The organism is Kutzneria sp. 744, from assembly GCF_000568255.1.
Lineage (GTDB): Bacteria > Actinomycetota > Actinomycetes > Mycobacteriales > Pseudonocardiaceae > Kutzneria.
In genome coordinates, this window is sequence record NZ_KK037166.1 from 187,203 (window position 1) to 209,339 (window position 22,137).

Consider the following 22,137-nt stretch of genomic DNA (forward strand, 5'->3'; position numbering starts at 1 on the left):
CTGGAGGTCGTTGCGGGCCAGCGCGACCTGGCCGTTGGCCAGGTGCATGACCCCGGTGTGCCCCCACATCGCCGGCGCCGCGGTCTCGGCGGCGTGCTCGGCCCACAGGGCGGCGCGGGCCGGCCGGCTGCGGGTCAGCTCCACGTTCACCATCGTCTCGCAGATCCACGGCCGCAGGACCGGGGCGACCCGGCCCGGGTCGGTGTCCACGCCGGCCACGGTGGCCAGCCGCTGGCAGCCGTCGACGTCGCCCAGGTGCAGCCGTGCCCCCAGCAGCTCGACCAGCAGTCGACGGGTCCAGGCCGGATCCAGCTGGGTCATCGCGCGGGTCGACGCCTGGTCGGCCAGCTGCGAGTCGCCCCGCCAGGCGGCGGCCCAGGCCTGCACGGCCAGGGCCGCGGGCAGGTCCTCCCCGGTCCCGTGCCCGCTTGGTTGTTGTGCGGCAGCGGCCACCGCGCGCGCCGCCAGTTCCGATGCCCGGCTCAGCCGGCCCCGGAGCACCTGGTTCCGAGCAGCCCCCGTGCTGCGTTCGGCCGGCCTCGTGTCGTCGTCCACCTTCTCGACCTCCCCATGGTGAACACCCAATGTAAACCAAGATGAATGGAGGAGGCCCGCAGATACATCACAGTCTGCGCTGACGTGCTACCTCATAGAGAACAATGGACGCCGCGTTGGCGGCGTTGAGCGAACTGGCGGCCCCGCCGATGGGGATGCTCAGCACGTCGTCGCAGGCCGCGCGCCATGTGCTGCTCATGCCCGCGGTCTCGTTGCCGACCACCAGCAGCGTCGGTCCGGTCAGGTCGTGCCGGTCGATTACCGCTGTGCCGTGCTCATCGGTGCCCACGATGCGGACCGTTACGGGTCCGGACCGAATCCAGTCCAGAATTGTCGCGGCGGAGTCCGCGCGGACCACCGGGAGCGCGAACAGGGAGCCCGTGCTGGCCCGGACCGTGCGCGGGTCGTAGACGTCGGCGGCGTGTCCGCCGACGATCACGCCGTGGGCGCCGAAGGCGTCGGCGGAGCGGATGACCGTGCCGATGTTGCCGGGGTTGGTCGGGCGGTCGAAGACCACGCCGAGGAAGTCGTCGGGCACCGGGATGCGGCTCAGGTCGTCCGGCGGCAGCGCGGCAACGGCGATCAGCTCCGGGGCGTGCTCGGCCTCCTTCTCCCCCAGCTCGGCCAGCAGATCCGGGTCCATCGCGACCCTGGTGGCCGGGGTGGTGTCGAGCAGCTCCTCGGCCCATTTCGACAGCCGCCGGCCGGCCGGGTAGAGCAGCGCGTCGAGGGGCCAGCCGTGGTCGACGGCCAGCGTGATGGGCCGGACGCCGTGCACCAGGAACTCGCCGGTGCGCTGCCGCTTGGTCCGGTTGCCGAGCAACGCTTCCCACTGCTGGAACCGGGCGTTGCGGGTCGTCACCCGCAGATCAGTCACGCCGGCAACCCTGGCATATCCGTAGCGGCCCACCAATTTGCGTGGCCCGCATCTTTGCGTGGCACGCATGTTTCTGTACGGTGGCGGGCATGGACTTCGACGTGGTGATCGCCGGCGGCGGACCGAACGGCCTGATGCTGGCGGCCGAGCTGCGGCTGGCCGGGGTCAGACCGCTGGTGCTGGAACGACTGCCCGAAAGGGTGAACATGCCCAAGGCCAACGGGCTGGTCGGCGTGGTGGCCCGGCTGCTGGACGCCCGTGGCCTGTACGAGAAGGTCAGCGGCTGGACCGGGCCGCCCGCCGCGACGCCGTGGTTCACCTTCGGCGGCATGCGCCTGGACCTGCGGGACCTGGCCGACAACCCGCTGTACCCGATCCAGATCCCGCAGCCTCGGCTGGAGCGGATCCTGGAGGAGCACGCGGTCGGGCTCGGCGCGGAGCTCCGGCGTGGCGTCGAGGTCACCGGCTTCACCGACCACGGCACACACGTGACCGTGCGGGCCGGGGCCGAGGAGATCACCGCCTACTACCTGGTCGGCTGCGACGGGGGCCGCAGCACCGTCCGCAAGCTGGCCGGCATCGACTTCCCCGGCGTCACCGACGACGACGTCGTCAGCCGGTCGGCCAACGTGCGGCTGCCGACCGCCGGGGCCACCGCCCTGCCGGTGCCCGGGCACGGCGACATCCCGCCGTTCTCCTTCTACCGCACCACGGGCGGGGTGTTCATCTGGGCGCGGTTCGAGGACACGCTGACCGTGAACACCATGGAGTGGGGCCCGGGCCCGGACGACGACGTGCCCATGACGCTGGAGGAGCTCGCCGCCAGCGTGCAACGGGTGCTCGGCGCGGACGTGCCGCTCCTGCCGCCCAACCTGGACCGGCCGCCGCTGCTACGCCGCCTCGCCGGCAACAACACCCGGATCGCCGCCGTGTTCCGCCACGGCCGGGTGCTGCTGGCCGGCGACGCTGCCCACGTGCACGCCGGCATGGGCGCGCCCGGGTTGAACGCGGGGATGCAGGACGTCACCAACCTGGCCTGGAAGCTCGGGGCCACGATCCACGGCTGGGCGCCCGAGGGCCTGCTCGACACGTACCACACGGAGCGGCATCCGGTGGCCCAGCGGGTCGCCATGCAGACCCAGGCCCAGTCGGCGCTGCTCGCGCCGGGCACGAAGGTCACCGCCCTGCGGACCCTGTTCGAGGAGCTGCTGGGCTCCGTCGACGTCCGGCGGCACATCGCCGACACCATGTCCGGCAACGACATCCGGTACTTCGCCGGCGATCATCCGCTGGTCGGAGCGCTGGTTCCGGAGCTGTCGATCACCACCACCGATGGGGTGGTCCGGCTGGCCGAGCTGCTGCGCAGCGGCCGGCCGCTGCTGCTGGACCTGGCCGGCGTCGGCTCCGTCGCCGGGGGCTGGCGGGACCGGGTGGACGTCGTCGCCGGCGCCCATCCCGACCACCCCGCGCTGCTCGTCCGCCCCGACGGCTTCGTCGCCTGGGCCGGCATTTCGGGTCAGGGCCTGGTCGAGGCCCTGACCCGGTGGTTCGGCGCCCCTACGGCTTGAGATCGGTCGCCGCGCGCAGTGAGCCGTCCATGTAGAACGGGGTGGAGGTGTGCTCGTGGGCGATGCGCCAGCCGTCCGGCGTCTTCCGCAGGCCGTAGCTGGCGCGGAACCACATCTCGAACGCGAAGTCCGTGCCCTTGGGCGTGGCCGACATCCGGTTGAGCGAGTGGGCGAACGCCAGGTCGCCGCCCACCTCGATCTCCAGCTCGGTGATCCGCAGGTCCGGCCGCCCGTCGAAGGTCTCGAACCACGCCCGCTGCCCCTCCGCGTCCAAGGCGTCGGCTCCTCGGCGGCCCAGCGGCGGCGCCAGGTCGAACTTGACCACGTCCTCGGTGTACCGCTGGAAAAGCCGCTGCACGTCGCCGTCCTTCATGGCCGCCTCGGCCGCGGTGATCACTGTGCTGATCTCTTGGGCCGCGATCTCGTCGATGCTGCTCATGGCATGTCCCTTCGCGTTGGTCGACCCTCGTCGGTCGTCGCTGTGTCGAAGCCGCCCACGCGTTTTCGACACGGCGGTCACTTGATCGCCAGCGGATTGATCGGGGACCCCACCGCCCACCGGAACTTGATCGGCGGCGCGGTCATCATGAACTCGTAGCGACCGTCCTGTGCGCAGTCGGCGGCCAGCTCCTCGAAGTCGAGGATCTCGCCGAGCGTCATGCCCATGTCGCGGATCAGCACCAGGTGCACCGGCAGCAGCACGGCCGGGTCCTCGCCGGGCAGCACCTCGATCGCCCAGTTGTCCGAGCACACCGCGGCCACGTCGTGCCGGGCGAGCCACTCGCAGGTGGCCAGCCCGAGCCCGGGCTCACCGGCCATGAACGAGGCCGGGTCGCGCTCGGTGAGGAACTTGCGCCGCCAGCCGGTGCGGATGGCGAGGATGTCGCCGCCGTGCAGCTCGGTGCCCTGCGCCGTGAGCACGGCGTCGAGCTCGTCCGGGCCGATCACCTCGCCCGCCGGCAGCCAGTCGACGCCGCGGTGCCCGGCGACGTCGATCAGCACGCTGCGGCCGACCAGCCCCTTGGCCTGGTGCTCGATGGAGAGGTGCTTGGCGCCGTGCGGCGTCAGGTCCGTGGCCGGGAACCCGTTGTAGAGCAGGTCGTCGTAGTACACGTGGGCCAGCCCGTCCCACTGCGACGCGCTCTGCAGCGCCATGAACACGTAGTCGTCGGCGAAGTGCGCCCCGCCGGGCAGGTTCTGGTCGACGCCGGTCTCGGCCATGGTGAGCACCGGGTTGTTCCGCAGGGCGCCGCTCTGCGGGCCGTCGGCGCCGAACGGGATGCCCAGGTCGAACACTTTGCCCTCGCGGACGAGCCCGGACGCCGCGACCACCCGCTGCGAGGTCAGCAGGTTGGTGGTGCCGCGCTCGTCCTTGTGCCCGTCGGCGTCCCAGCGGCCCCAGTTGGACAGGCGCCGGCCGATCTCGCGAAAGTCCGCTGTCATCCCGCCAGCTTAGGAAGACCGGCTCCGGTCACCAGCCCAGTTCGGCGTCGTCCTCCTGGAAGGTCCCGGTGGGGCCGTCCCGGTCGATCATCGCCATCCGCACGATGGTGCGCGCGCTGACCTCGACCGGGCGGCCCTGGTCGTTGGCGCGGCCGCCGAGCTCGGTGGCGGTGTAGCCGGGTTCGACGGCGTTGATCCTGAGCTCCGGCAGGGCCCGCGCGTACTGGACGGTGAGCATGGAGACGGCCGCCTTGCTCGCGCCGTAGACGATCGCGGAGACGTGCGAGGCAGGGCGCGCCGGGTCGTGGTTGGCGGTGAAGGAGCCCAGTGCGCTGGAGACGTTGACCACGACCGGGTTCGCCGACCTGCGCAGCAGCGGCAGCGCGGCCTGAGTGAGGCGCACGACGGAGACGGCGTTGGTGTCGAACACCTGGAGCGCCTCGGGGCCGTTGAGACCGAGCAGCGCGATGCCGGCGTTGTTGACCAGCACGTCAAGGCCGCCCTCGGCTTCGATCCGGGCCATCGCCGCGGCCACCGAGTCGTCGTCGGTGACGTCGAGCCGTACCGACCGGGCGCCGAGCTCCTTGGCCACGGCCTGGCCCTGGGCCTCGTCGCGGGCCCCGATGTAGACGGTGTGCCCGGCGGCGACGAGCTGGCGGGCGGTTTCCTTGCCGAGGCCCCGGTTGGCCCCGGTGATCAGTGTCGTTGTCATGGCTCTCAGCCTGCGAGCGCGGCCGGCGGGTAGGCAGTCGTCCGGTTTTCCTGGGAATCGCAGGGCCAGGCAAACCCGTGGGCCGGCCCGCAGACTGGGGGTGTGCAGGCATGGGAGTTCGGTAGGGCGGTGCGGCGCTGGCGGGACCGGGTCGCGCCCGAGGCCGTCGGGCTGCCGGGCGGCCAGCGCCGGCCGAGCGGCCGGGCTACGTCGGGAGGAGTTGGCTGGCCTCGCGGGCATCTCTGCCGACTACCTGACCCGGCTGGAGCAGGGCCGAGCGACCGCTCCGTCTGTGCAAGTCGTGGAGTCCCTGGCGCGGGCGCTGCGGCTGGCCGACGCCGAACGTGACCTGCTGTACCAGCTGGCCGGACACGCCGCGCCGGGGCGCGATGTCGTGCCGTCGCGGGTGACGCCGAGCGTGCAGCGGCTGCTCGACCGGCTCGCCAACACTCCGGTGGTCGTGTACGACGCCACCTGGACCGTCCTGCTGGCCAACGCCCCGTACAACGCACTCATGGGCGACACGACCACGTGGCACGGCATCGAGCGCAATGCCTTGTGGCGCAACCTGCTCGGGCCCGCCGGCCGGGTGGTCCACACGGCACAGGAGCAGGCCGACCACGAGGCCCGCCTGGTCGCCGACCTCCGGCTGACCGCCTCCCGTTATCCCGTCGACCGCGCGCTGCGGCGCCTGGTCGAGGAGCTCACCGAGCGGAGCCCTCGCTTCGCCGAGCTGTGGAACGCCGACGCCCCCGCACCGCTGCCCGACCCGTCCAAACGCAAGGTCGTCGACCATCCCGGCGTCGGCCGGATCACCCTGGACTGCGACACCCTCCTCGTCACCATGGACGACCTGCGCATCACCGTCTACACGGCCGAACCCGGCACCGAGGACGCCGAACGTCTCGCGCTGGCTGTCGTGCTGGGCACCCAGAGCCTGGGTGTCGAAACGGCGGATCCGGCCTCGACACTCCCCCGGTGAGAGGATCTCCAAGACTTCCGGGAGGCAGGCCATGCAGTACCTGATCTTGATCCACAGCAACCCGCGGTCGAGGGCACTGTGGGAGACGCTGACCGACGAGCAGCGCATGGAGTTCGGCCGCGGCTACATGGCGCTGAGCGAGGAGCTGGCGGCCTCGGGCGATCTGGTGGTGTCCAACGGGCTCACCGATCCGGCGCTGGCCAAGCGGGTGTGGGTGCAGGACGGCGAGACGATGACCAGCGACGGGCCGTTCGCCGAGGTCAAGGAGTACGTGGCCGGCTTCCTGCTGGTGGACACCGAGACCGAGGAGCAGGCCCTGGCCTGGGCGGCCCGGACGCCGGACGCGCAGCTGGGCGGGGCGGTCGAGGTCCGGCCGCTGCTCGACATGAGCACCCTGGACCTGTGAACGTCACGACGGAGGTCGAGGACCTGCTGCGCTCGCTGGCGCCGCAGGTCCTCGGCGTGGTGGTGCGTCGCAACGGCGGCTTCGACACGTGCGAGGACGCGGTGCAGGAGGCGCTGCTGGCGGCCGCCCAGCAGTGGCCGGCCGACGGCATCCCGGGCAATCCGACGGGCTGGCTGATCACCGTGGCCCAGCGTCGGCTGACCGAGGTGTGGCGCAGCGAGGCGGCGCGGCGTCGGCGTGAGGAGGCGGTGTTCACCGCCGAGGTGGACGACGCCGAGGTGCTGGCCGAGGACGACACCCTGACGCTGTTGACCCTGTGCTGCCACCCGTCGCTGACGCGGGTGTCGCAGGTGGCGTTGACGCTGCGGGCGGTCGGCGGCCTGACCACGGCGGAGATCGCGCGGGCGCTGCTGGTGCCGGAGTCGACGGTCGGGCAGCGGATCAGCCGGGCCAAGGCCAAGATCAAGGCGGCCGGGGCCCGGTTCGCGCCGCCGCCGGCCTCGGAACGCGACGAGCGGCTCGCCGCGGTGCTGGCCGTGCTGTATCTGATCTTCAACGAGGGGCACACGGCGTCCGGCCAGGCGTTGAACCGCGTGGAGCTGACGAGCGAGGCCATCCGGCTGACCCGCCAGCTGCACCGACGGATGCCGGCCGAGGGCGAGGTCGCGGGGCTGTTGGCGTTGATGCTGCTGACCGACGCCCGCCGGCCGGCCCGGACCCTGCCCGACGGCACGCTGGTGCCGCTGGCCGAGCAGGACCGCTCGCGGTGGGACCGGGCGGCGATCGCCGAGGGCACGGCGTTGATCACCGAGGCCCTGGCCACCGCGGTCATCGGCCCGTACCAGCTGCAAGCCGCCATCGCCGCCGTGCACGACGAGGCGTTGAAGCCCGAGGACACAGACTGGACGCAGATCCTCGGCCTCTACGAGCTGCTCAACTCCGCCGCACCGGGGCCGATGGTCACGTTGAACCGGATCGTCGCCGTGGCCATGGTCCGAGGCCATGAGACCGCCCTTGCCGAGCTGGCCGAGGCCGAGCCGTCGCTGGCCGGGCACTACCGGGTCGACGCCGTACGCGCGCACCTGCTGGAGCTGGCCGGCGACCACGAGGCGGCGCGCGTGCACTACGAGTCGGCCGCGCGCCGCACCCTGAGCCTGCCCGAGCAGCAGTACCTCACCCGGAAGTCAGTCGGTTCGCACGGGTAGCGACAGCACGCCCCGGTGCCGCGGATTCTGTTGCCAGCGCACGTCTTCCGGCGCACCGGCCAGCCGCAGCTTCGGGAAGCGGGCCAGCAGGGCGTCCAGGGCCACCTCCGCCTCCAGGCGGGCCAGCGGCGCGCCGAGGCAGCGGTGGATGCCGTGCCCGAAGGCGAGGTGCTGGCCTGCGTCCCGGCCGATGTCCAGCTGGTCCGGGTCGGCGAACACCCGGGGGTCCCGGTCGGCCGCGCCCAGTCCGATGTGGACGAAGTCGCCGGCGGCGATGGCTGTGTCGCCCACGACCACGGGTTCGGCGGCGTAGCGCAGGGTCGCGAGGCCGAACGGGCTCTCGTAGCGCAGGAACTCCTCGATCGCCACCGGCAGCGCGGACCGGTCGGCCCGCAGCCGGTCGAGCTGCTCGGGGTGGCACAGCAGGGCGTGCACGCTGTTGGCGATCAGGTTGACCATGGTCTGGTGGCCGGCGACCAGCAGCAGGAACGCCATCGAGGTCAGCTCCTGGTCGGACAGCCGGTCCCCGTCGTCGTGCGCCCGGACCAGCGCCGACAGCAGGTCGTCCGCCGGGTCCCGGCGCTTGGCCGCGACCAGCTCGGCCAGGTACTCGGCCAGCGCGGTGGCCGCGGCCACCGACACCTCCCGGTCGCCGAACCCTTCGGTGAGCTGGTTTCCCCGGACCTGGAACACCTCGCGGTCGGCGTCGGGCACGCCCAGCAGCTCGCCGATCACCGCCACCGGCACGGCAGGGCCAGCGCCGGGATGAGGTCCACCTCCGGCCGCGTGGCCATGTCGTCCAGCAGCGCGGCGGTGATCGCCTCGATCCGCGGCCGCAGGCCGGCGACGCGGCGCGGGGTGAACGCCCCCTGCACCAGCTTGCGCAGCCGAGTGTGCTGCGGCGGATCGGAGTTGAGCATGTGCGCGGTCAGCTCCCGGCCCGGTCCCTGCTGGCCGCCGCGGCTGCGCGCGAACACCTCTGTGGCAGCGTTCTTACGCAGGCGGGGATCGGTCAGCGCCACCTTGGCATCGGCGTGACGGGCGATGACCCAGCCCTTGCTGCCGTCCGGGAACCGCACGGAGGTCGCGCCACCGGCGTCCAGCCAGCGTCGGTGGGCGGCGTGCCGGTCGGCGAAGAACTCCGGCGTGAGGTCCTCATCGTCCATTACGCGTCCTTCCTCGTCGTCCGGGATCCACAATAGGAGCAGGAGTCGATCCCGCAAGATCCGGCCACTTTTTCTGCGCGATCCGTCCGAAGCGTGTCCGCCCATCCATCGCGACGGGGATCTTTCGTGCACAGTGGTTGTCCGACGATCAGCACCGCAGTAGGAACGAGGTGTTCGGTTTTCAGTTCACACGGAGGTGTAACCATGAAGGTCGCGCGTTTCCTGATGAGCAAGATCTCGGGTCGGACGAGCCTGAAGGACAACGCCTGGGCTCTCTGGTACTGATCCGGCGGTCCGTTTTCGGGCCGGTGCCCGCCCTCGCGCGGGCGCCGGCCCCCGGCCTGGAGGGGGCGGCTATCAGCACTTCCCGGGTGACGGTGTTCGCGCCGCGAATCGACGCCGTGTTACAGAAACATGTCGGATCTGGTGTTTTCCGCCTCGAAAAGGACACGCTCGGCGTGGCCGATCCGGTGTTGATGGACGAGGTGCTCGGCGCCCGTTCCGCCACCGAATTCGAACGGCCGACGTTCAAGCCGCTCACGGGCCGGTCGATACCTCGCGGCGAGGCGTCCGCGCTGATGCAGGCGGTAGGACAGGACGTTCGCGTCGCATTGCGCACGCCGATGGAGGAACGGGTCGACTTCTCGGGACAATGGCCCCAGGTTGGCCACTACTACTTGCGTGATCTGGTGTTCGGCGGCGATCCGCGGCGGATGACCGCGATGGTGCACCGCAGCCTGGAGCTGACGCCCAAGCTGACCTGGGCCGTCGTCGCCGCCGGCGCGGGGCTGCCCGGCTGGCCCTCGGTCGACACAGGCTCCGCCCTCGCCCGTCGCACCGCCGCCGCGTCGACCTATGAGGACCGCCGCCGCGCGCTCGGCCTCTACCGCCGTGTCGCCGCGCCCATCTGCTTCACCGTCGCCGCCATGGTCACCGGCGCACTCTGGCTCGGCTCGCCGTTCGACGACGAGGTGTCCAACGAGCACATCCTGTTGGAGACGTTGCGGCTGCTGCCGGTGTCGTGGAACCTGCTGCGCCGCGCCTCTCCCGAGTTCACCGCCCTGGACGACCGGTTCGGCGCGGCCGACGACCTCCTGCTGCTGCCGCTGCTCTCGCACCGTGATCCGGCGTTGTGGGAGGCCCCGGCCGAGTTCCGCCCGCAGCGCTGGCGGGACCTCGACCCCGACACCCATCCCGGCTACCTGCCGTTCGGCCACAGCAACGAACGCTGCTGGGGCCGGCACATGGTGATGCCGCTGGCGTCCCGCATGCTCGACCTGCTGCGCCGCGACGGATACGCCGTCTCGGCGCAGCAGACCAAGGCCCACGTGCCGCTGGCCGGGTTGCTGGAGGTGGTCGACGTGCGGGTCCGCCGCTAGCGCGACGGCAGCACCTCGACCTCGGCCGCCCGCACCCGATCCTGGTCGTTGACCAGCTCCAGGCCGACGACCAGATCGTCCTCGACGGTGAACACGAACAGGCCCATGACCTGGCCCTTGTACATCCACACCGCGCCGACAAAAACAGTCGATGAGGGCGGGCAGCGCGCCGCGGGCCTTGCCGGAGAACGCCGTCGCGACGGTGCGGGCCCCGGACATGCGGGCCGACAGCAGCGGCGCGCCCTTGTCCTGGTTGGCGATAGATCCGGCCACGGTCGTCTCGTCGGCCCGCAGCTCGACCTCGGGGTCGAGCAGCTCCAGCAGGGCGTCGAAGTTGCCGTCACGCGAAGCCGCGAGGAAGGCGTCGACCCACGGCGCTGGCGGCCCAGGTCCGAGTCGGGCCGGTCCGCGCCCTGGACCCGCCGCCGGGCCCGGCTGGCCAGCTGCCGAAAAAAAAGCCGGCGTGCGGCCGACGATCGGGGCGATCTCGTCGAACGGCACCGCGAACAGGTCGTGCAGCACGAACGCCAGCCGCTCGGCCGGGGCCAGGGTCTCCAGCACCACCAGCAGCGCGGGGCCGACCGAGTCGGCCAGCAGCGCCTCCTGCTCGGGGCCGGCCACCGCCGCGTCTGGTGCCTCGTCGATGGGGTCCTCGCGCCGTGACTTGCGGGACCGGAGCATGTCCAGGCACACCCGGGCGGTGACCGTGGTCAGCCAGCCGCCAAGGTTCTCCACCTCGCTGGTGTCCGTGCGGGACAGCCGCAGCCACGACTCCTGCACCGCGTCCTCGGCGTCGCTGGTCGAGCCGAGCATGCGGTAGGCCACCGCCCGCAGGTGGTCGCGATTGGCCTCGAACTCTCCGGCCAGCAGTTCTTCGTTCACCGTCACATCCTCCGTCCGCGCTCCGTCATAGCAGTGACGGGCCGGAGGCGCCCGATGTGACCGAGGAGGAAGCCATGCTGTCGACCATCCTGTTCCCGGTGAAGGACGTGGAGAAGGCCAAGGCCGTCTACACCGCGCTGCTGGGCGTCGCCCCGAGCGTCGAATCGCCGTACTACGTCGGCTACGACACCGACGGCCAGCACGTCGGGCTGGTGCCCAACGGCAGCACCAACGGGCCGGCCTGCTACCGGCACGTGGACGACATGGAGAAGGGCCTGGCCGCGCTGGTGGAGGCCGGCGCCTCGATCGCGCAGGAGCCCAAGGAGGTCGGCAACGGCCGCACCGTGGCCAGCGTGCTCGACGCCGACGGCAACGAGGTCGGCCTCATTCAGGACCGGCACTGACCGTGACGACCAGGCCGTCCCCGACGCGGTCGACCCGGCACGACGTGAGGTCCTCGACCACCGCGTCCGCCGTGAGCTCGGCCGCGTCGTGGGAGGTCGCGACGGCCAGCGTGCGGGCGCCGGCATCGTGGCCGGCCCGCAGCCCGGCGGGCGCGTCCTCGACGACGAGGCAGTCCTTGATGTCGTGGCCCAGCGCCGCGGCCGCCTTGAGGTAGCCCTCCGGATCGGGCTTGCCGGCGCTCACGTCGTCGGCCGCGACCAACACCTCCGGCACCGGCAGCCCCGCGGCGGCCAGGCGGGCCCGCATCAGCTCCTGCGAGCCGGAAGTCACCGCCGCCCAACGCCCTTGCGGCAGCGCCGGCAGGAGGGCCTTGGTCGCCGGCAGCGCCACCACGTCGTCGAGGTCGTTGAGCTCCATCCAGGCCAACTCCGCCACCGCGGCGTCCCGCTCGGCCGGCGGCAGCAGGTCGGCGATCGTGTCCTCGCTGCGCCGGCCGTGGCACACCCGGAGGATCTCTTCCGCGTCCAGGCCCCGCTCGGCCGCGAACGCCCGCCAGGTCCGCTCCACCACGCCGGTGGAGTCGACCAGCGTGCCGTCGATGTCGAACAGGATCGCCTGGACGTGGAAGGCCGTCACGCCCATGGACCCACGCCGCCGATGCGCTCGATCTTGTACCGCACGATGAACCCGGGCCGCCGCTCCACCGGGAACGTCGCCTCCGGGCCGATGTACACCTTCGCCAGCCGGTCGAGCAGGTCCCAGGCGTTGTCCGTCGGCTCCACCACCGCCCGCGCCCGCAGCACCGCGTTCTCGTCCAGGAACGTGCCCGGCACCCTCGGCGCGTCGAACGACAGCACCACCCTCGGGTCCCGCTCCATGTTGCGGATCTTCACCCCGCTGTGCTGGTGCCCGCTGACCAGGTCCTGCCCGTCCAGCCCGATCCAGATCACCGACACCTGCGGGCTGCCGTCCGCGTTCACGGTGCTCAGGTGGGCCATCGGCCCGCTCTCGACCAGGGTGCGCAGCGACTCGGGAAGCATGATCGTTTCAGACACTCCGCCACCGTACCAACCGCCTCGCCCCGCCACCCGGGAAACGGATCCTGCCCCGAACCGGCTTTCGCCCTGACGCCGGGCGGGACTCGCGGGGGTCTGACCGCACCCCGTGACATGGTCGGTACGTTCGGCGCATGACGACCCTCGCGCGGCACCCGGCGTTCGTGCGGCTGTGGTTGTCGGGGCTGTTCGCGGAGACCGCGGAGTGGATGCTCCAGGTGGCGCTGCCTGTGTACGTCTACCGGGCGACCGGCTCGGCGGGGTCGACGGCGCTGGTGATGGTGACGGGCATCCTGCCGATGCTGCTGGTCAGCCCGGCGGCCGGGGTGATCGCGGACCGGTTCGACCGGCGGCGGGTGCTGGTCGTGGTGTGCCTGGCGCAGGCGGTGGTGTCGGTGCCGCTGCTGGCGGCGGGTGGGCACCAGGCGCTGATCTACGTGGTGATGGCGGCCCAGTCGGCGCTGGCGTCGCTGTTCGAGCCGACCCGCAACGCCCTGGTGCCGGCGCTGGTGGGGGCGGAGCGACTGGCGTCGGCCAACGGGCTGATGGGCTTCAACAGCAGCATTTCCCGGCTGGCCGGAAGTTCGCTCGGCGGGTTGGTGCTCGGAGTATGGGGCCTGGGCTGGGTGATCGTCGGCTACTTGGCGGCGCTGGTCATCGCGGCCCTGCTGCTGGTCCCCCGGTTCGGCGTGCACGTGGAGCCGTCCAGTGGCGAGGCGGGGTCGTGGTTGGACGGCGTCAGGGCGTTTCGGGATCCCTCGCTACGGGCCACGGCCGTGACGTTGGGGCTGATCGCGCTGGGGCAGGGCATGTTCCTGGTCCTGTTCGTGGTGTTCGTGACGGGCCCATTGCGCGGTGGGGACGCGGATGTCGGTCTGCTGCGTGGAATCCAGGCCGTCGGCGGGGTCGGGGCCGGGCTGCTGATCGCGGCCGTGGCCAACCGGGTCAGCGCGGTGCGCATGATGGGCTTGGGCATTCTCACGCTGGGCCTGTGCTCGGCGCTGATCTGGAACCTACCCCAGCTGACCACGGTGTTTTGGCTCTACGTGGTGCTTTTCGCCCTCGTCGGCGCCCCGGCCGTGGTGGCGAGCTCGTCCGCGCTGACGGCAGTGCAGCTGCGGGTGCCGGACGAGCAGGCCGGGCGGGTTCTGGCCACCGTGTACGCCGGCTTCGCCGGGCTGAACACCGTCGGCACGCTGCTGGCCGGCTTCCTGGTCGGCACGGTCGGCCTGGACGTGCTGCTGGACGTGCAGGCGGGAATGCTGGTGCTGGCCGGGATCGCGGCGTTGCTCAGGAGGAAGTAGCGCGACCATCATGACACCATGCGCGGTCTGTGGCGTCGCAAACCGTCGACCACCGGGGGCAGCTCGGAGAACACCGCCGAGGTGGTGAACGGGGTCCTCGCGCACCGCATCGACCACGTGACCATCAACTACCCGGTGGATCCGCGTCAGCGTGTCAACTCGCCACCGGGCTGGGAGTTCTATGCCCTGGTCGAGCCGCAGACGTTGATCCACGTTTCGGGACTGGTCGCTGACCTGGCCGAGACGATCGCCGGTCCGTCGTCCCCAGCGATCACCGTGTCCGGCGCAGGTGGGTTGGGCAAGACCGCCGTCACCCACGCGGCCGTCTCCCAGGTGTCCGCCGCCGGAAGCTTCACCCATGTGGTGTGGGCATCGGCCAAGAACACCCGGTTCTCGGCAACCGACGTCGGCGAGGCCTCCCTTGACTCCATCTACTGGCACGACGTGCTCAGGCCGATCGCCACGCAGCTGAACTGCCCACTACCCCACAACCAGGCGTTGTGGGAGCACGAACTGAGCCGGCACGTCGGCAACGACCTGAAGGACGGCCGGCTACTGGTGGTCGTCGACAACCTCGAAGTGGTGCATGCAGCCGACCAGGTCATCCACCGACTGCGGACACTGGGCGTCCGGCACCCGCACCAGATCGTAGCTACCACACGGTGGTCGGTTGTCGGCGACGATCTCGACGTGCGCGACTTCGTCGTGCCGCCGCTCACGCCGGCCAAGACCTGCGACCTGGTCCGGCTGCTCGCCGCCGGCACGCACTCGGACCTGGCGACCGCTGCGGACAGCGAGCTGACCTCGGTGTACGACATCACCGAGGGCAACCCGTTCCTGATAAAGCTGATCACCAGGCGGTTCGTGGTCACCGGTCGTCCGCTGGACCGGGTGATCGATGAGCTCGGCGGCGCCGCCGACGACAGGCTGGGCAGCCGGGTCCGGGCTTGGCTGTTCGACCGTTCGCTGGACGAACTGCGGACCCGATCGTCCCTGGAGCGGGCGCTCGGCCTGCTGTTCGCCTTCTGCGCGACCGGCCGCGGCGGCGCGTTGACCTACGAGGAGCTGAGGGCTGAGACCGGCATCGCCGATGCAGACGCATTCGACAGCGTGTTGGCCAGCGCATGCCAGCTCGGTCTGGTGCGGCCGTCCAACCGCAATCAGCTGTACTCGATCCACAGCCTGCTCTACCAGTACACGTGTCCGTTGGCCTGGGAGGCGCAACCATGACATGACGCCGAACCTGACCGATTGGCAGCAGCTCTTCCGCGACCGGGCCCACCAACAGTTCCCGGCGAAGATCGCGCGGGGGGTGGCCGCCGTGGGCACTCGCCGGGCCGAAGGGGACGTGCCGGAACTCGCGACGCTGTTGCGTGGCGCAGTCGTCACCAGGGACCACGTCGACAGCGGCCTGCTGCACGCCCTCGTCGAGTTGTCGTTCGACACCGTGCTCAGTGTCGGAGCCGGTCAGGGATTCGGGGAGTACGCACAGTTCTTCGACAATGCGCTGCGGGTCATCGAAGAGCTCAGGCGACGCGGCGGCGCCACCACGGCGCTGCTGCTCGCCGCGGCACGGTTCGAGGCACAGCTCGCCAACGGCAATCAGCGGCGCCGCGAGCTCATCGAGCAGGCTGTGGCGGCGGGCCTCGACGACGTCGAACGGGTGAAAGCACTGCTCACCCTGGCCAAGTTTCACGTCGACGTGAGCGCCTACGACCGCACCCGCCACGTGCTCGGGGAATGTCGACGGCTCATCGACACCGACACACCGCCCGAGTACGTCGTCGATGTGGAGACCACGACGGGGATCTCGCACTTCTACGCAGATCCAGCGGTTGCCGCGACCTACTTTCACCGCGCGATCGAAGCCGGCCACGCTCTGCTGGGGGAGCCTGGTGTGCGTCAGGCGGTCGCGGCAGCCATCCACTACCTGGGCCGACTCGCGCACTACCAGGGGGATCAGCGATCCGCACTCCAGCTCTACGTGGGCGCGGAGCACCTGTCCGACAACTAACTGACCGGCCACGGGTTCTTTCATCAGCGCCTTGCCGAGGTCCTGGTCCGTCACGGCACAGTGTTGGAGGCCGGGTATCACCTGTCGCGGGCGAGCGCGACGTTCGCCCGCGCCGGCCAGGTCAGCGTCGGCGTCGCTGTCCTCGACGGCACATGGACGCGGTATTACAGCCGCCTGGGGCGGCTCGACGAAGCGGAACGAATCGCGATCAGCGGGTTGAAGCTCAGCCGGGAACACACCGGGCCTCGGGCCGAGATGGCTCTCCTGGTCGAGTTGATCACGATTCTGTTGCGGCGGGGACAGTGGTTCAGCGTGATCCCGTTGGTGCTCCGAGGCATCTGGTTGTTCTGCAACGTCGAAGCAACCGGGAACCTTCGGAGGCTTCCACGGCAGTGCGTCACCGCAATGCGTCGGCTCGCACCGCTGGTGGGTTCGCTCCGGGGCGACAGCCGGATCGGTCAGGTGGTGCGGTGCCCATGCGGGGCCGACCACGAACAGACGTGACGGATCACGCTGGCAGCCAGCCGCGGTGCAGGGCCGGGGCCAGCTCGTGGGCGCCGGAGTTGCGGACGTTGTCCTCGTCGTGCAGGTAGCCCTCGGTCGTGGCCAGGACAGAGTGGCCCAGGTCGCGCTGCACCTGGCGCGGCGGCACGCCCCGTTCGACGGCGTGGGTGGCGTAGGAGTGGCGGGCCGAGTGGGGATGGATCGCGTCGCGCAGCGGGCCCAGGTGGGTGGCGATGAACTCCGCGTCCGGGGTGGCCAGCAGGTCCCGCATCCACTGCTGCCTGGAGGACGTCTCGGTGAACGCCTTGCACAGCCTCGTCAGCACGGACTGGAGATGCCTCCACGACGCTCAGGACTTGAATAGCAGATTTCAAGGAACCTGCCACGACAACTATAACAAAACAATTATACGGGTGAGGCGTGGTCGATTATTCATATTATAGCGGTGAGTGCCAATTAGGACCCCAGATGTTAACGAAGGTCTCCTAAAGGATTGCTACGGCCGCTCCTTTGAGTGGTGGCCGCAAGAATGGAACGTGTGCTAGCAATTGCCTAGAAAACTGTAGAGCGCTAAAGGAGCTATAATGATGAAGGAGCAAGTGCGCAGGATCCCGATGCCGCGGCCCCGCCGGTAGTCGTCGAGGTTCACGCCGGTGAGCTCGTCGGCCCGGATGCCGGTGCCGATGAGGATCTCGACCATGGCCCGGTCCCGCAGCCCGTCCCGGCGGTGGTCCTTGAGCAGGTAGGCCGCCATCAGCAGCGCCCGGCAGGCTTGGAACGACCAGCGTTTGGTCGTCGACGGCGTGCCGGACGGCTTGTTCAGGTGCTGGGCCCGGCGGTCCACAAGGGACACCGGGTTCTGCGTGGCGAGGCCTTCGCGCAGCAGGTACTTGGCGTAGAAGGCCGAGACGGCCGACAGCATCCGGCCCCGGGTGGCGTCGCTGTAGCCGGCCTCGGCCAGCTCGTCCAGCCAGCGCTCCACGTGCTCCACCCGGACGTCGGCGAACCGCATTCCGTTGCTGGAGCACCAGTTCAGCCACTCCAGGCCGGTCGGCCGGGCCCGCTTGCGGCCGCGACGGCGGCTCGGATCGGGCGCGACGTAGCCCGGCACCCAGTCCAGGGGAATGCCCAGATCCGTGGCGTAGGCCAGGCGTGTGTTGACGGAGGCGTAGATCCGCAGGAACTCCCGCAGCCGCTCACGGGCGGTCTTGTCCTCGCCGACCAGCGCCAGCGTCACGCGCGACTCCCCTCGTCTTGATCAAGGGAAAGTCTGCCACGTCGGCGGTCATCGGGGGCGCAAGCCATCCCCCTCCACTTTCAACTTATAGCGGACAGGGGGTCTTGCGGCAAGGCCCCCTTCATGCCGCAGAATGGCCGGCCGACGCCAGGACCAGCCAAAACAGGGGGAACTTTTGTACGACGTGATCATCGTCGGTGCCGGGCCCGCCGGCCTGGCGCTGGCCGGCGAACTGCGGCTGCACGACGTGGACGTGGTCGTGCTGGAACGCGACACGGAACCGACGAAGGTGGTCCGCGCGCTGGGCATGCACGCCCGCAGCATCGAGCTGATGGACCAGCGCGGCCTGCTGGACCGGTTCCTCGAGGTCGGCACGAAGCACCCGGTCGGGGGATTTTTCGCCGGCATCCAGAAGCCCGTGCCGGAGCGATTGGACACCGCGCACAACTTCGTCCTCAGCCTCCAGCAGCCGGTGATCGACCGCCTGCTGGAGGAGCGGGCCGTCGAGCTGGGGACCGAGATCCGGCGCGGCGCCGAGGTCGTCGGGCTAGAGCAGGACGAGGACGGCGTGACCGTCACGGGCCCGACGGCGCGCAGCTGCGTTCGCGGTACGCCGTCGGCTGCGACGGTGGCCGCAGCACCGTGCGGAAGCTGCTGGGCATCGACTTTCCCGGCGAACCCTCCACCATGGACACGCTCGTCGGCGAGATGGAGGTGACGATGCCTCAGGACGAGCTGACCGCCGTGATGATGAGGGTGCGGGAGACGGAGAAGCGCTTCGGTATCGGGCCGGTCGGGACCGAGGGGCTGTACCGGGCGGTGGTGCCGGCGGCGGGCGTGGCCGAGGATCGCGGCACCGCGCCGACGTTCGAGGAGTTCCGGCAGCAGCTGTCGGCCACCGCCGGCACTGACTTCGGCGCGCACTCGCCGCGGTGGCTGTCCCGGTTCGGCGACACCACCCGTCTCGCCGAGCGGTACCGGGAGGGTCGGGTGCTGCTGGCCGGGGACGCCGTGCACATCCATCCGCCGATGGGCGGCCAGGGCCTCAGCCTCGGCGTGCAGGACGCCTTCAACCTGGGCTGGAAGCTCGCCGGTGCCGTCGCCGGCTGGGCGCCGGCCGATCTGCTGGACACCTACCAGGCCGAGCGCCATCCCGTCGCGGCCGATGTGCTCAACAACTCCCGGGCGCAGATGCAGCTGGTCGCCACCGAGCCCGGTCCGCAGGCCGTGCGCCGGCTGTTCGCGGAGCTGATGGACTTCGAGGAGGTCCGCCGGCACCTCATCTCGAAGATCATGGGCATCGCCATCCGCTACGACTTCGGCGACCCGCATCCCCTGGTGGGACGCCGACTTCGCGACATCGCCCTCAAGCGGGGCCGGCTGTTCGACCTCCAGCACACCGGCCGTGCGCTGCTGCTCGACCAGACCGGGCGGCTGTCCGTGGCGGGGTGGGCGGATCGGGTCGACCACGTCGTCGACGTGAGCGAGGAGCTGGAGGTGCCCGCCGTGCTGCTGCGCCCCGACGGGCACGTGGCGTGGGTCGGCGAGGACCAGGCCTCGCTGCTCGACCGGCTGCCCCGCTGGTTCGGGGCCGCGACCAGTTGATTTCCGGCTGTCGTCTGCCGCCCGGACCGGGCGGCAGACGACAGGTTCTACGGCACGACCAGCGCGTAGTCGGCGTCGGTCGCGGGCGTTTCGACGTGGCCGTCGACGTTGACCGCCGTGGCCACGACCTCCACCGTCCAGGTGCCGGCGCCTTGCCCGCGATACAGCGTGACGTCGTGCCAACTCCACGACGGTGGACAGCGCTGCCACCGGAATGGAGGACCGGGGCAGGACGGCTGTCGCCTGAGCGGGCGGGATGGGTGCGTGGAACACCGCGTCGGGGACGATGACCTCCTGGGCAAGGTCCTCGTCAGCTGTGTTGATGAACTCGACGAAGCGCGTCATCACTGATTCACCGGAATCCGGTGATATTCGCCTCTGCCTCTCTGCCTGCGTGGTGGCGTTCGAAGCGAACGGCAGGGCCATGGCGACTGTAACATCGAATCGATGTGAACCTCGTTTCGATATGTCATCCTGACGGGGTGCTGGAACTCTCCATACTCGGCTTCCTGGCCGCAGGCCCCCTTCCCGGACATGAGCTGCGCCGCCGCATCACGCACCTCACCGGATACAGCCGACCGGTCAGCGACGGCACCCTCTACCCGGCGATCAACCGCCTGACCAAGGCCGGACTGATTCTGCGGCGACCCGCGCCGGAAGCAGGAGGCGGCCGGTATGTGCTGAACCTGACCGACACGGGCCGCGAGGACATGCTCCGGCGGCTGCGCGAGCCGGCCGAGCACGAACTCACCGACTTACCCCGCTGGTTCACGATCCTGGCCTTCCTCTCCCTGCTCCCGGACGTGGCCGACCAGCACGCGGTGCTCCGCCGTCGGCTCGCCTTCCTGGAGGAATCGGCGAGCTTCTTCTACGACGGAGAGACGCCGCTGCGCGCCGACGAGGTCACCGACCCCTACCGGCGCGGCATGCTGCTCATCGCCCGCGCCACCAGCCAGGCCGAACGCACCTGGATCCGTGAGTCCCTCGGCCAGGACGCCCCCGAGCCCGGCCCCACGCGCGACCCACACGCCTCCTCCCCGCTCGACCCATCGGCGAGCTGACAGACGACGAAAGGCGCCCCCCATGCTTGCTTCCTGGTACGACGCACAAGGTCCGGCCACCGAGGTACTGCAGGTCGGTGAACTGCCCGACCCCGCCCCCGGCCCCGGCGAGGTCCGCGTCCGCGTCACCGTCTCGGGGGTGAACCCCGGCGACACCAAGAAGCGCACTGGCTGGACCGGTTCCGGCATGCCCTACCCGCGGGTGATCCCGCACAGCGACGCCGCCGGCGTGATCGACGCGGTCGGCGACGGCGTGGACGCGCGCCGCAGCGGGCAGCGCGTGTGGGTGTACGGCGCCCAGTCCTACCGGGCCTTCGGTACCGCCGCCCAGTACACCGTCGTGCCTGCCGGCCTCGCCGTCCCGCTGCCCGACCACCTCTCCGACGATCTCGGCGCGAGCCTGGGCATCCCCGGCATCACCGCGCACCGCAGCGTGTTCGCCGACGGCCCCGTCGACGGCAAGGTCGTCCTGGTCAACGGTGTCCTGGGCGGGGTGGGTTCGCTGGCAGCCCAGCTCGCCGCCTGGGGTGGGGCCACCGTCATCGGCACCGTCCGCCGCACAGCCGACCTGGGCCAGGTCGATCCGGCGGTCATCTCCCACGCCGTCGCCCTCGACGCCGCCGACCCGGCCGCCGAGATCCGCGCGTATGCCCCCGCCGGCGTGGACCGGATCATCGAGGTGTCCCTGTCCGACAACGCCGACCTCGACAACGCCGTCGCCGCCAACGGCGCGCTCATCGTCGCCTACGCCACCCGCGCCGACCGCACCGAAATCCCCTTCTGGACCCTGCTGTTCAACAACGTCACCCTGCGCCTGATCGGCAGCGACGACTTCCCCACCGACGCCAAACTCCAGGCCGCCCGCGACCTGACCTCCGCGGCCGCCGTCGGCGCGCTTACCGTCGATGTCGGCGACCGCTACCCACTCGCCGACATCGCCAAGGCCCACGACCGCGTCGACGCCGGCAGCCGCGGCCGCGTTCTGATCGACATCCCCCGATAAGGCCCCAGGGAGCCGCCGTAGCAGCAGCCGCTGCCGTCCGTCGCCCCTGACGCGTCTCAGCCCTCCGCACCGTCGTCATCGTCATCGAGGTCGACCGTGTCCGGGTCATCCAGAGGACGGCCCCGGCGGGTCGGATTGCCCTCGCGTCCGAAACATCCCCAGTAAGTCGTACGCCCTGACCTGGTTGGTGACCAGGGAGCCGGCCACCGGGAAGGCCCATCCCGTCCGCGTGCCTCCCGATGACGCCAGGCACGTGCCCTGTCGATTCGTCACCGTGACGATCGCGGGCCTAGTGATCCTCTTCGCCCTACCCGCAGCACCTCTCGCACTCATCATATCAATAATCTCACTTATCCATATAACTCGATTCACCTCCGCCTGATCACCGGTTTGGGTATCGTAAGTCGAACCTGCCAGTTTTGGTTCTAAAACCAATTGCTGTAGGGTCTCTGGAGTGAGCGTTGACGCTGGTGAACGGCCCCTCTCCCCTCCGGTGCGCCGTGGGGGGCGCGATGAGCGACGCGAGGCGGCTCTGCGGGCGCTGACGGCGGGCATGGGGGTGGCGCACTGCGCGTACTGCGGGCGGGTGCTGCCGGAGTTGTCGCCGCGCGGGGGGAGGCCGACGCCCTACTGCGCGGCGGACCCGGAGCGGTACGGGAACTGGGGGGCCAAGGTGATCACCTGCGCGATGCTCGACGAGCAGCGCGAGATCTGGGTGCACCTGTACGGGCCGGACCAGCCGATCACGCCGATGGATCTCGGGGCGCTGGACGG

General features: G+C 70.7%; 20 protein-coding genes and 4 pseudogenes. 13 read left to right on the plus strand and 11 right to left on the minus strand.

The genetic code is table 11. The annotated features are described in order from the left end of the window. Both KUTG_RS60460 and KUTG_RS00930 read right to left on the minus strand, forming a co-directional pair. On the minus strand, positions 1-555 hold a 555-nt coding region (locus KUTG_RS60460; RefSeq protein ID WP_043714235.1), incomplete at its 3' end, for a hypothetical protein. Between the two features lie 67 nt (positions 556-622). Beyond that, positions 623-1,432, minus strand: a complete 810-nt coding sequence (locus KUTG_RS00930) for a TrmH family RNA methyltransferase (RefSeq protein WP_043714237.1) — start codon at positions 1,430-1,432, stop codon at positions 623-625. Positions 1,433-1,521: 89 nt separating this feature from the next. Here KUTG_RS00930 and KUTG_RS00935 point away from each other — a divergent pair, with 89 nt between their 5' ends. Next, positions 1,522-3,000 (plus strand): FAD-dependent monooxygenase, encoded by a 1,479-nt coding sequence (locus KUTG_RS00935; RefSeq protein ID WP_043714239.1) that lies wholly within the window; start codon positions 1,522-1,524, stop codon positions 2,998-3,000. Here KUTG_RS00935 and KUTG_RS00940 read toward each other — a convergent pair. The 3 genes from KUTG_RS00940 to KUTG_RS00950 all read right to left on the minus strand — a co-directional run bounded on the left by KUTG_RS00940 (position 2,990) and on the right by KUTG_RS00950 (position 5,155). Continuing rightward, positions 2,990-3,439: a YybH family protein gene (locus KUTG_RS00940; protein ID WP_232240578.1), complete on the minus strand. Its 450-nt coding sequence runs from the start codon at positions 3,437-3,439 to the stop codon at positions 2,990-2,992. The two genes, KUTG_RS00935 and KUTG_RS00940, sit on opposite strands and share 11 nt — an antisense overlap. A 77-nt stretch (positions 3,440-3,516) precedes the next feature. Further along, the gene (locus KUTG_RS00945) at positions 3,517-4,443 is read right to left on the minus strand and encodes a cyclase family protein (protein ID WP_043714241.1); all 927 of its coding nucleotides are present in this window, start codon (positions 4,441-4,443) and stop codon (positions 3,517-3,519) included. A 28-nt stretch (positions 4,444-4,471) separates the two neighbouring features. Then, the gene (locus KUTG_RS00950) at positions 4,472-5,155 is read right to left on the minus strand and encodes an SDR family NAD(P)-dependent oxidoreductase (protein ID WP_157494172.1); all 684 of its coding nucleotides are present in this window, start codon (positions 5,153-5,155) and stop codon (positions 4,472-4,474) included. A gap of 220 nt (positions 5,156-5,375) precedes the next feature. Here KUTG_RS00950 and KUTG_RS00955 point away from each other — a divergent pair, with 220 nt between their 5' ends. The 3 genes from KUTG_RS00955 to KUTG_RS00965 are packed head-to-tail and all read left to right on the plus strand — an operon-like array spanning position 5,376 to position 7,748. Continuing rightward, entirely contained in the window at positions 5,376-6,137 is a 762-nt protein-coding gene (locus tag KUTG_RS00955; protein ID WP_369794412.1) for a helix-turn-helix transcriptional regulator, read from the plus strand. A gap of 31 nt (positions 6,138-6,168) precedes the next feature. Then, complete coding sequence (locus KUTG_RS00960; RefSeq protein WP_043714243.1) at positions 6,169-6,543, plus strand: YciI family protein; 375 nt, start codon at positions 6,169-6,171, stop codon at positions 6,541-6,543. After that, complete coding sequence (locus KUTG_RS00965) at positions 6,540-7,748, plus strand: RNA polymerase sigma factor (RefSeq protein ID WP_043714245.1); 1,209 nt, start codon at positions 6,540-6,542, stop codon at positions 7,746-7,748. The genes KUTG_RS00960 and KUTG_RS00965 overlap by 4 nt, the downstream gene beginning before the upstream one ends. On the opposite strand, the pseudogene KUTG_RS65820 reads toward KUTG_RS00965, so the two are convergent. After that, positions 7,728-8,914 (minus strand): annotated as a pseudogene (locus tag KUTG_RS65820) (cytochrome P450). The gene KUTG_RS00965 and the pseudogene KUTG_RS65820 sit on opposite strands and share 21 nt — an antisense overlap. 401 nt (positions 8,915-9,315) lie before the next feature. Between KUTG_RS65820 and KUTG_RS00975 the strand changes: the two are divergent. Beyond that, complete coding sequence (locus KUTG_RS00975; protein ID WP_232240581.1) at positions 9,316-10,293, plus strand: cytochrome P450; 978 nt, start codon at positions 9,316-9,318, stop codon at positions 10,291-10,293. Here the strand turns inward: KUTG_RS00975 and KUTG_RS65825 are convergent. After that, positions 10,290-11,175, minus strand: a pseudogene (locus KUTG_RS65825) (sigma-70 family RNA polymerase sigma factor). The gene KUTG_RS00975 and the pseudogene KUTG_RS65825 overlap by 4 nt on opposite strands. Before the next feature lie 74 nt (positions 11,176-11,249). On the opposite strand from KUTG_RS65825, the gene KUTG_RS00980 reads away from it, so the two are divergent. Continuing rightward, entirely contained in the window at positions 11,250-11,579 is a 330-nt protein-coding gene (locus tag KUTG_RS00980) for a VOC family protein (RefSeq protein ID WP_043727821.1), read from the plus strand. Here the strand turns inward: KUTG_RS00980 and KUTG_RS00985 are convergent. Continuing rightward, entirely contained in the window at positions 11,560-12,222 is a 663-nt protein-coding gene (locus KUTG_RS00985; protein ID WP_043714247.1) for an HAD-IA family hydrolase, read from the minus strand. The two genes, KUTG_RS00980 and KUTG_RS00985, sit on opposite strands and share 20 nt — an antisense overlap. Then, positions 12,213-12,635, minus strand: a complete 423-nt coding sequence (locus KUTG_RS00990) for a PPOX class F420-dependent oxidoreductase (RefSeq protein WP_198046943.1) — start codon at positions 12,633-12,635, stop codon at positions 12,213-12,215. Before KUTG_RS00990 ends, KUTG_RS00985 begins: the two co-directional genes overlap by 10 nt. Positions 12,636-12,769: 134 nt before the next feature. Between KUTG_RS00990 and KUTG_RS00995 the strand changes: the two genes are divergently transcribed. Genes KUTG_RS00995 through KUTG_RS55740 form a run of 3 tightly spaced genes read left to right on the plus strand, consistent with a single transcriptional unit; the run spans position 12,770 to position 15,953 of the window. After that, positions 12,770-13,939: an MFS transporter gene (locus KUTG_RS00995; protein WP_043714251.1), complete on the plus strand. Its 1,170-nt coding sequence runs from the start codon at positions 12,770-12,772 to the stop codon at positions 13,937-13,939. 18 nt (positions 13,940-13,957) lie between these two features. Then, entirely contained in the window at positions 13,958-15,169 is a 1,212-nt protein-coding gene (locus KUTG_RS01000; protein WP_052393649.1) for an NB-ARC domain-containing protein, read from the plus strand. 1 nt (position 15,170) lies between these two features. Next, on the plus strand, positions 15,171-15,953 hold the full coding sequence (locus tag KUTG_RS55740) for a hypothetical protein (protein ID WP_052393652.1): 783 nt from the start codon (positions 15,171-15,173) through the stop codon (positions 15,951-15,953). 508 nt (positions 15,954-16,461) lie between these two features. Here KUTG_RS55740 and KUTG_RS01010 read toward each other — a convergent pair. After that, positions 16,462-16,782, minus strand: a complete 321-nt coding sequence (locus KUTG_RS01010; RefSeq protein ID WP_043714253.1) for a tyrosine-type recombinase/integrase — start codon at positions 16,780-16,782, stop codon at positions 16,462-16,464. Between the two features lie 216 nt (positions 16,783-16,998). Further along, a complete protein-coding gene (locus KUTG_RS01015) occupies positions 16,999-17,694 on the minus strand; it encodes a tyrosine-type recombinase/integrase (RefSeq protein WP_084578759.1) in 696 nt (231 codons plus the stop codon). 175 nt (positions 17,695-17,869) lie between these two features. Between KUTG_RS01015 and rox the strand changes: the two are divergent. The 4 genes and pseudogenes from rox to KUTG_RS62930 form a co-directional block, all read left to right on the plus strand. Next, a pseudogene (gene rox / locus KUTG_RS01020) lies at positions 17,870-19,299 on the plus strand (rifampin monooxygenase). A gap of 482 nt (positions 19,300-19,781) precedes the next feature. Then, entirely contained in the window at positions 19,782-20,360 is a 579-nt protein-coding gene (locus KUTG_RS01025; RefSeq protein ID WP_043714255.1) for a PadR family transcriptional regulator, read from the plus strand. A gap of 22 nt (positions 20,361-20,382) precedes the next feature. Beyond that, complete coding sequence (locus KUTG_RS01030; protein ID WP_043714257.1) at positions 20,383-21,363, plus strand: NADPH:quinone reductase; 981 nt, start codon at positions 20,383-20,385, stop codon at positions 21,361-21,363. Between the two features lie 454 nt (positions 21,364-21,817). Then, positions 21,818-22,137: pseudogene (locus tag KUTG_RS62930) on the plus strand (hypothetical protein); the annotation flags it as partial.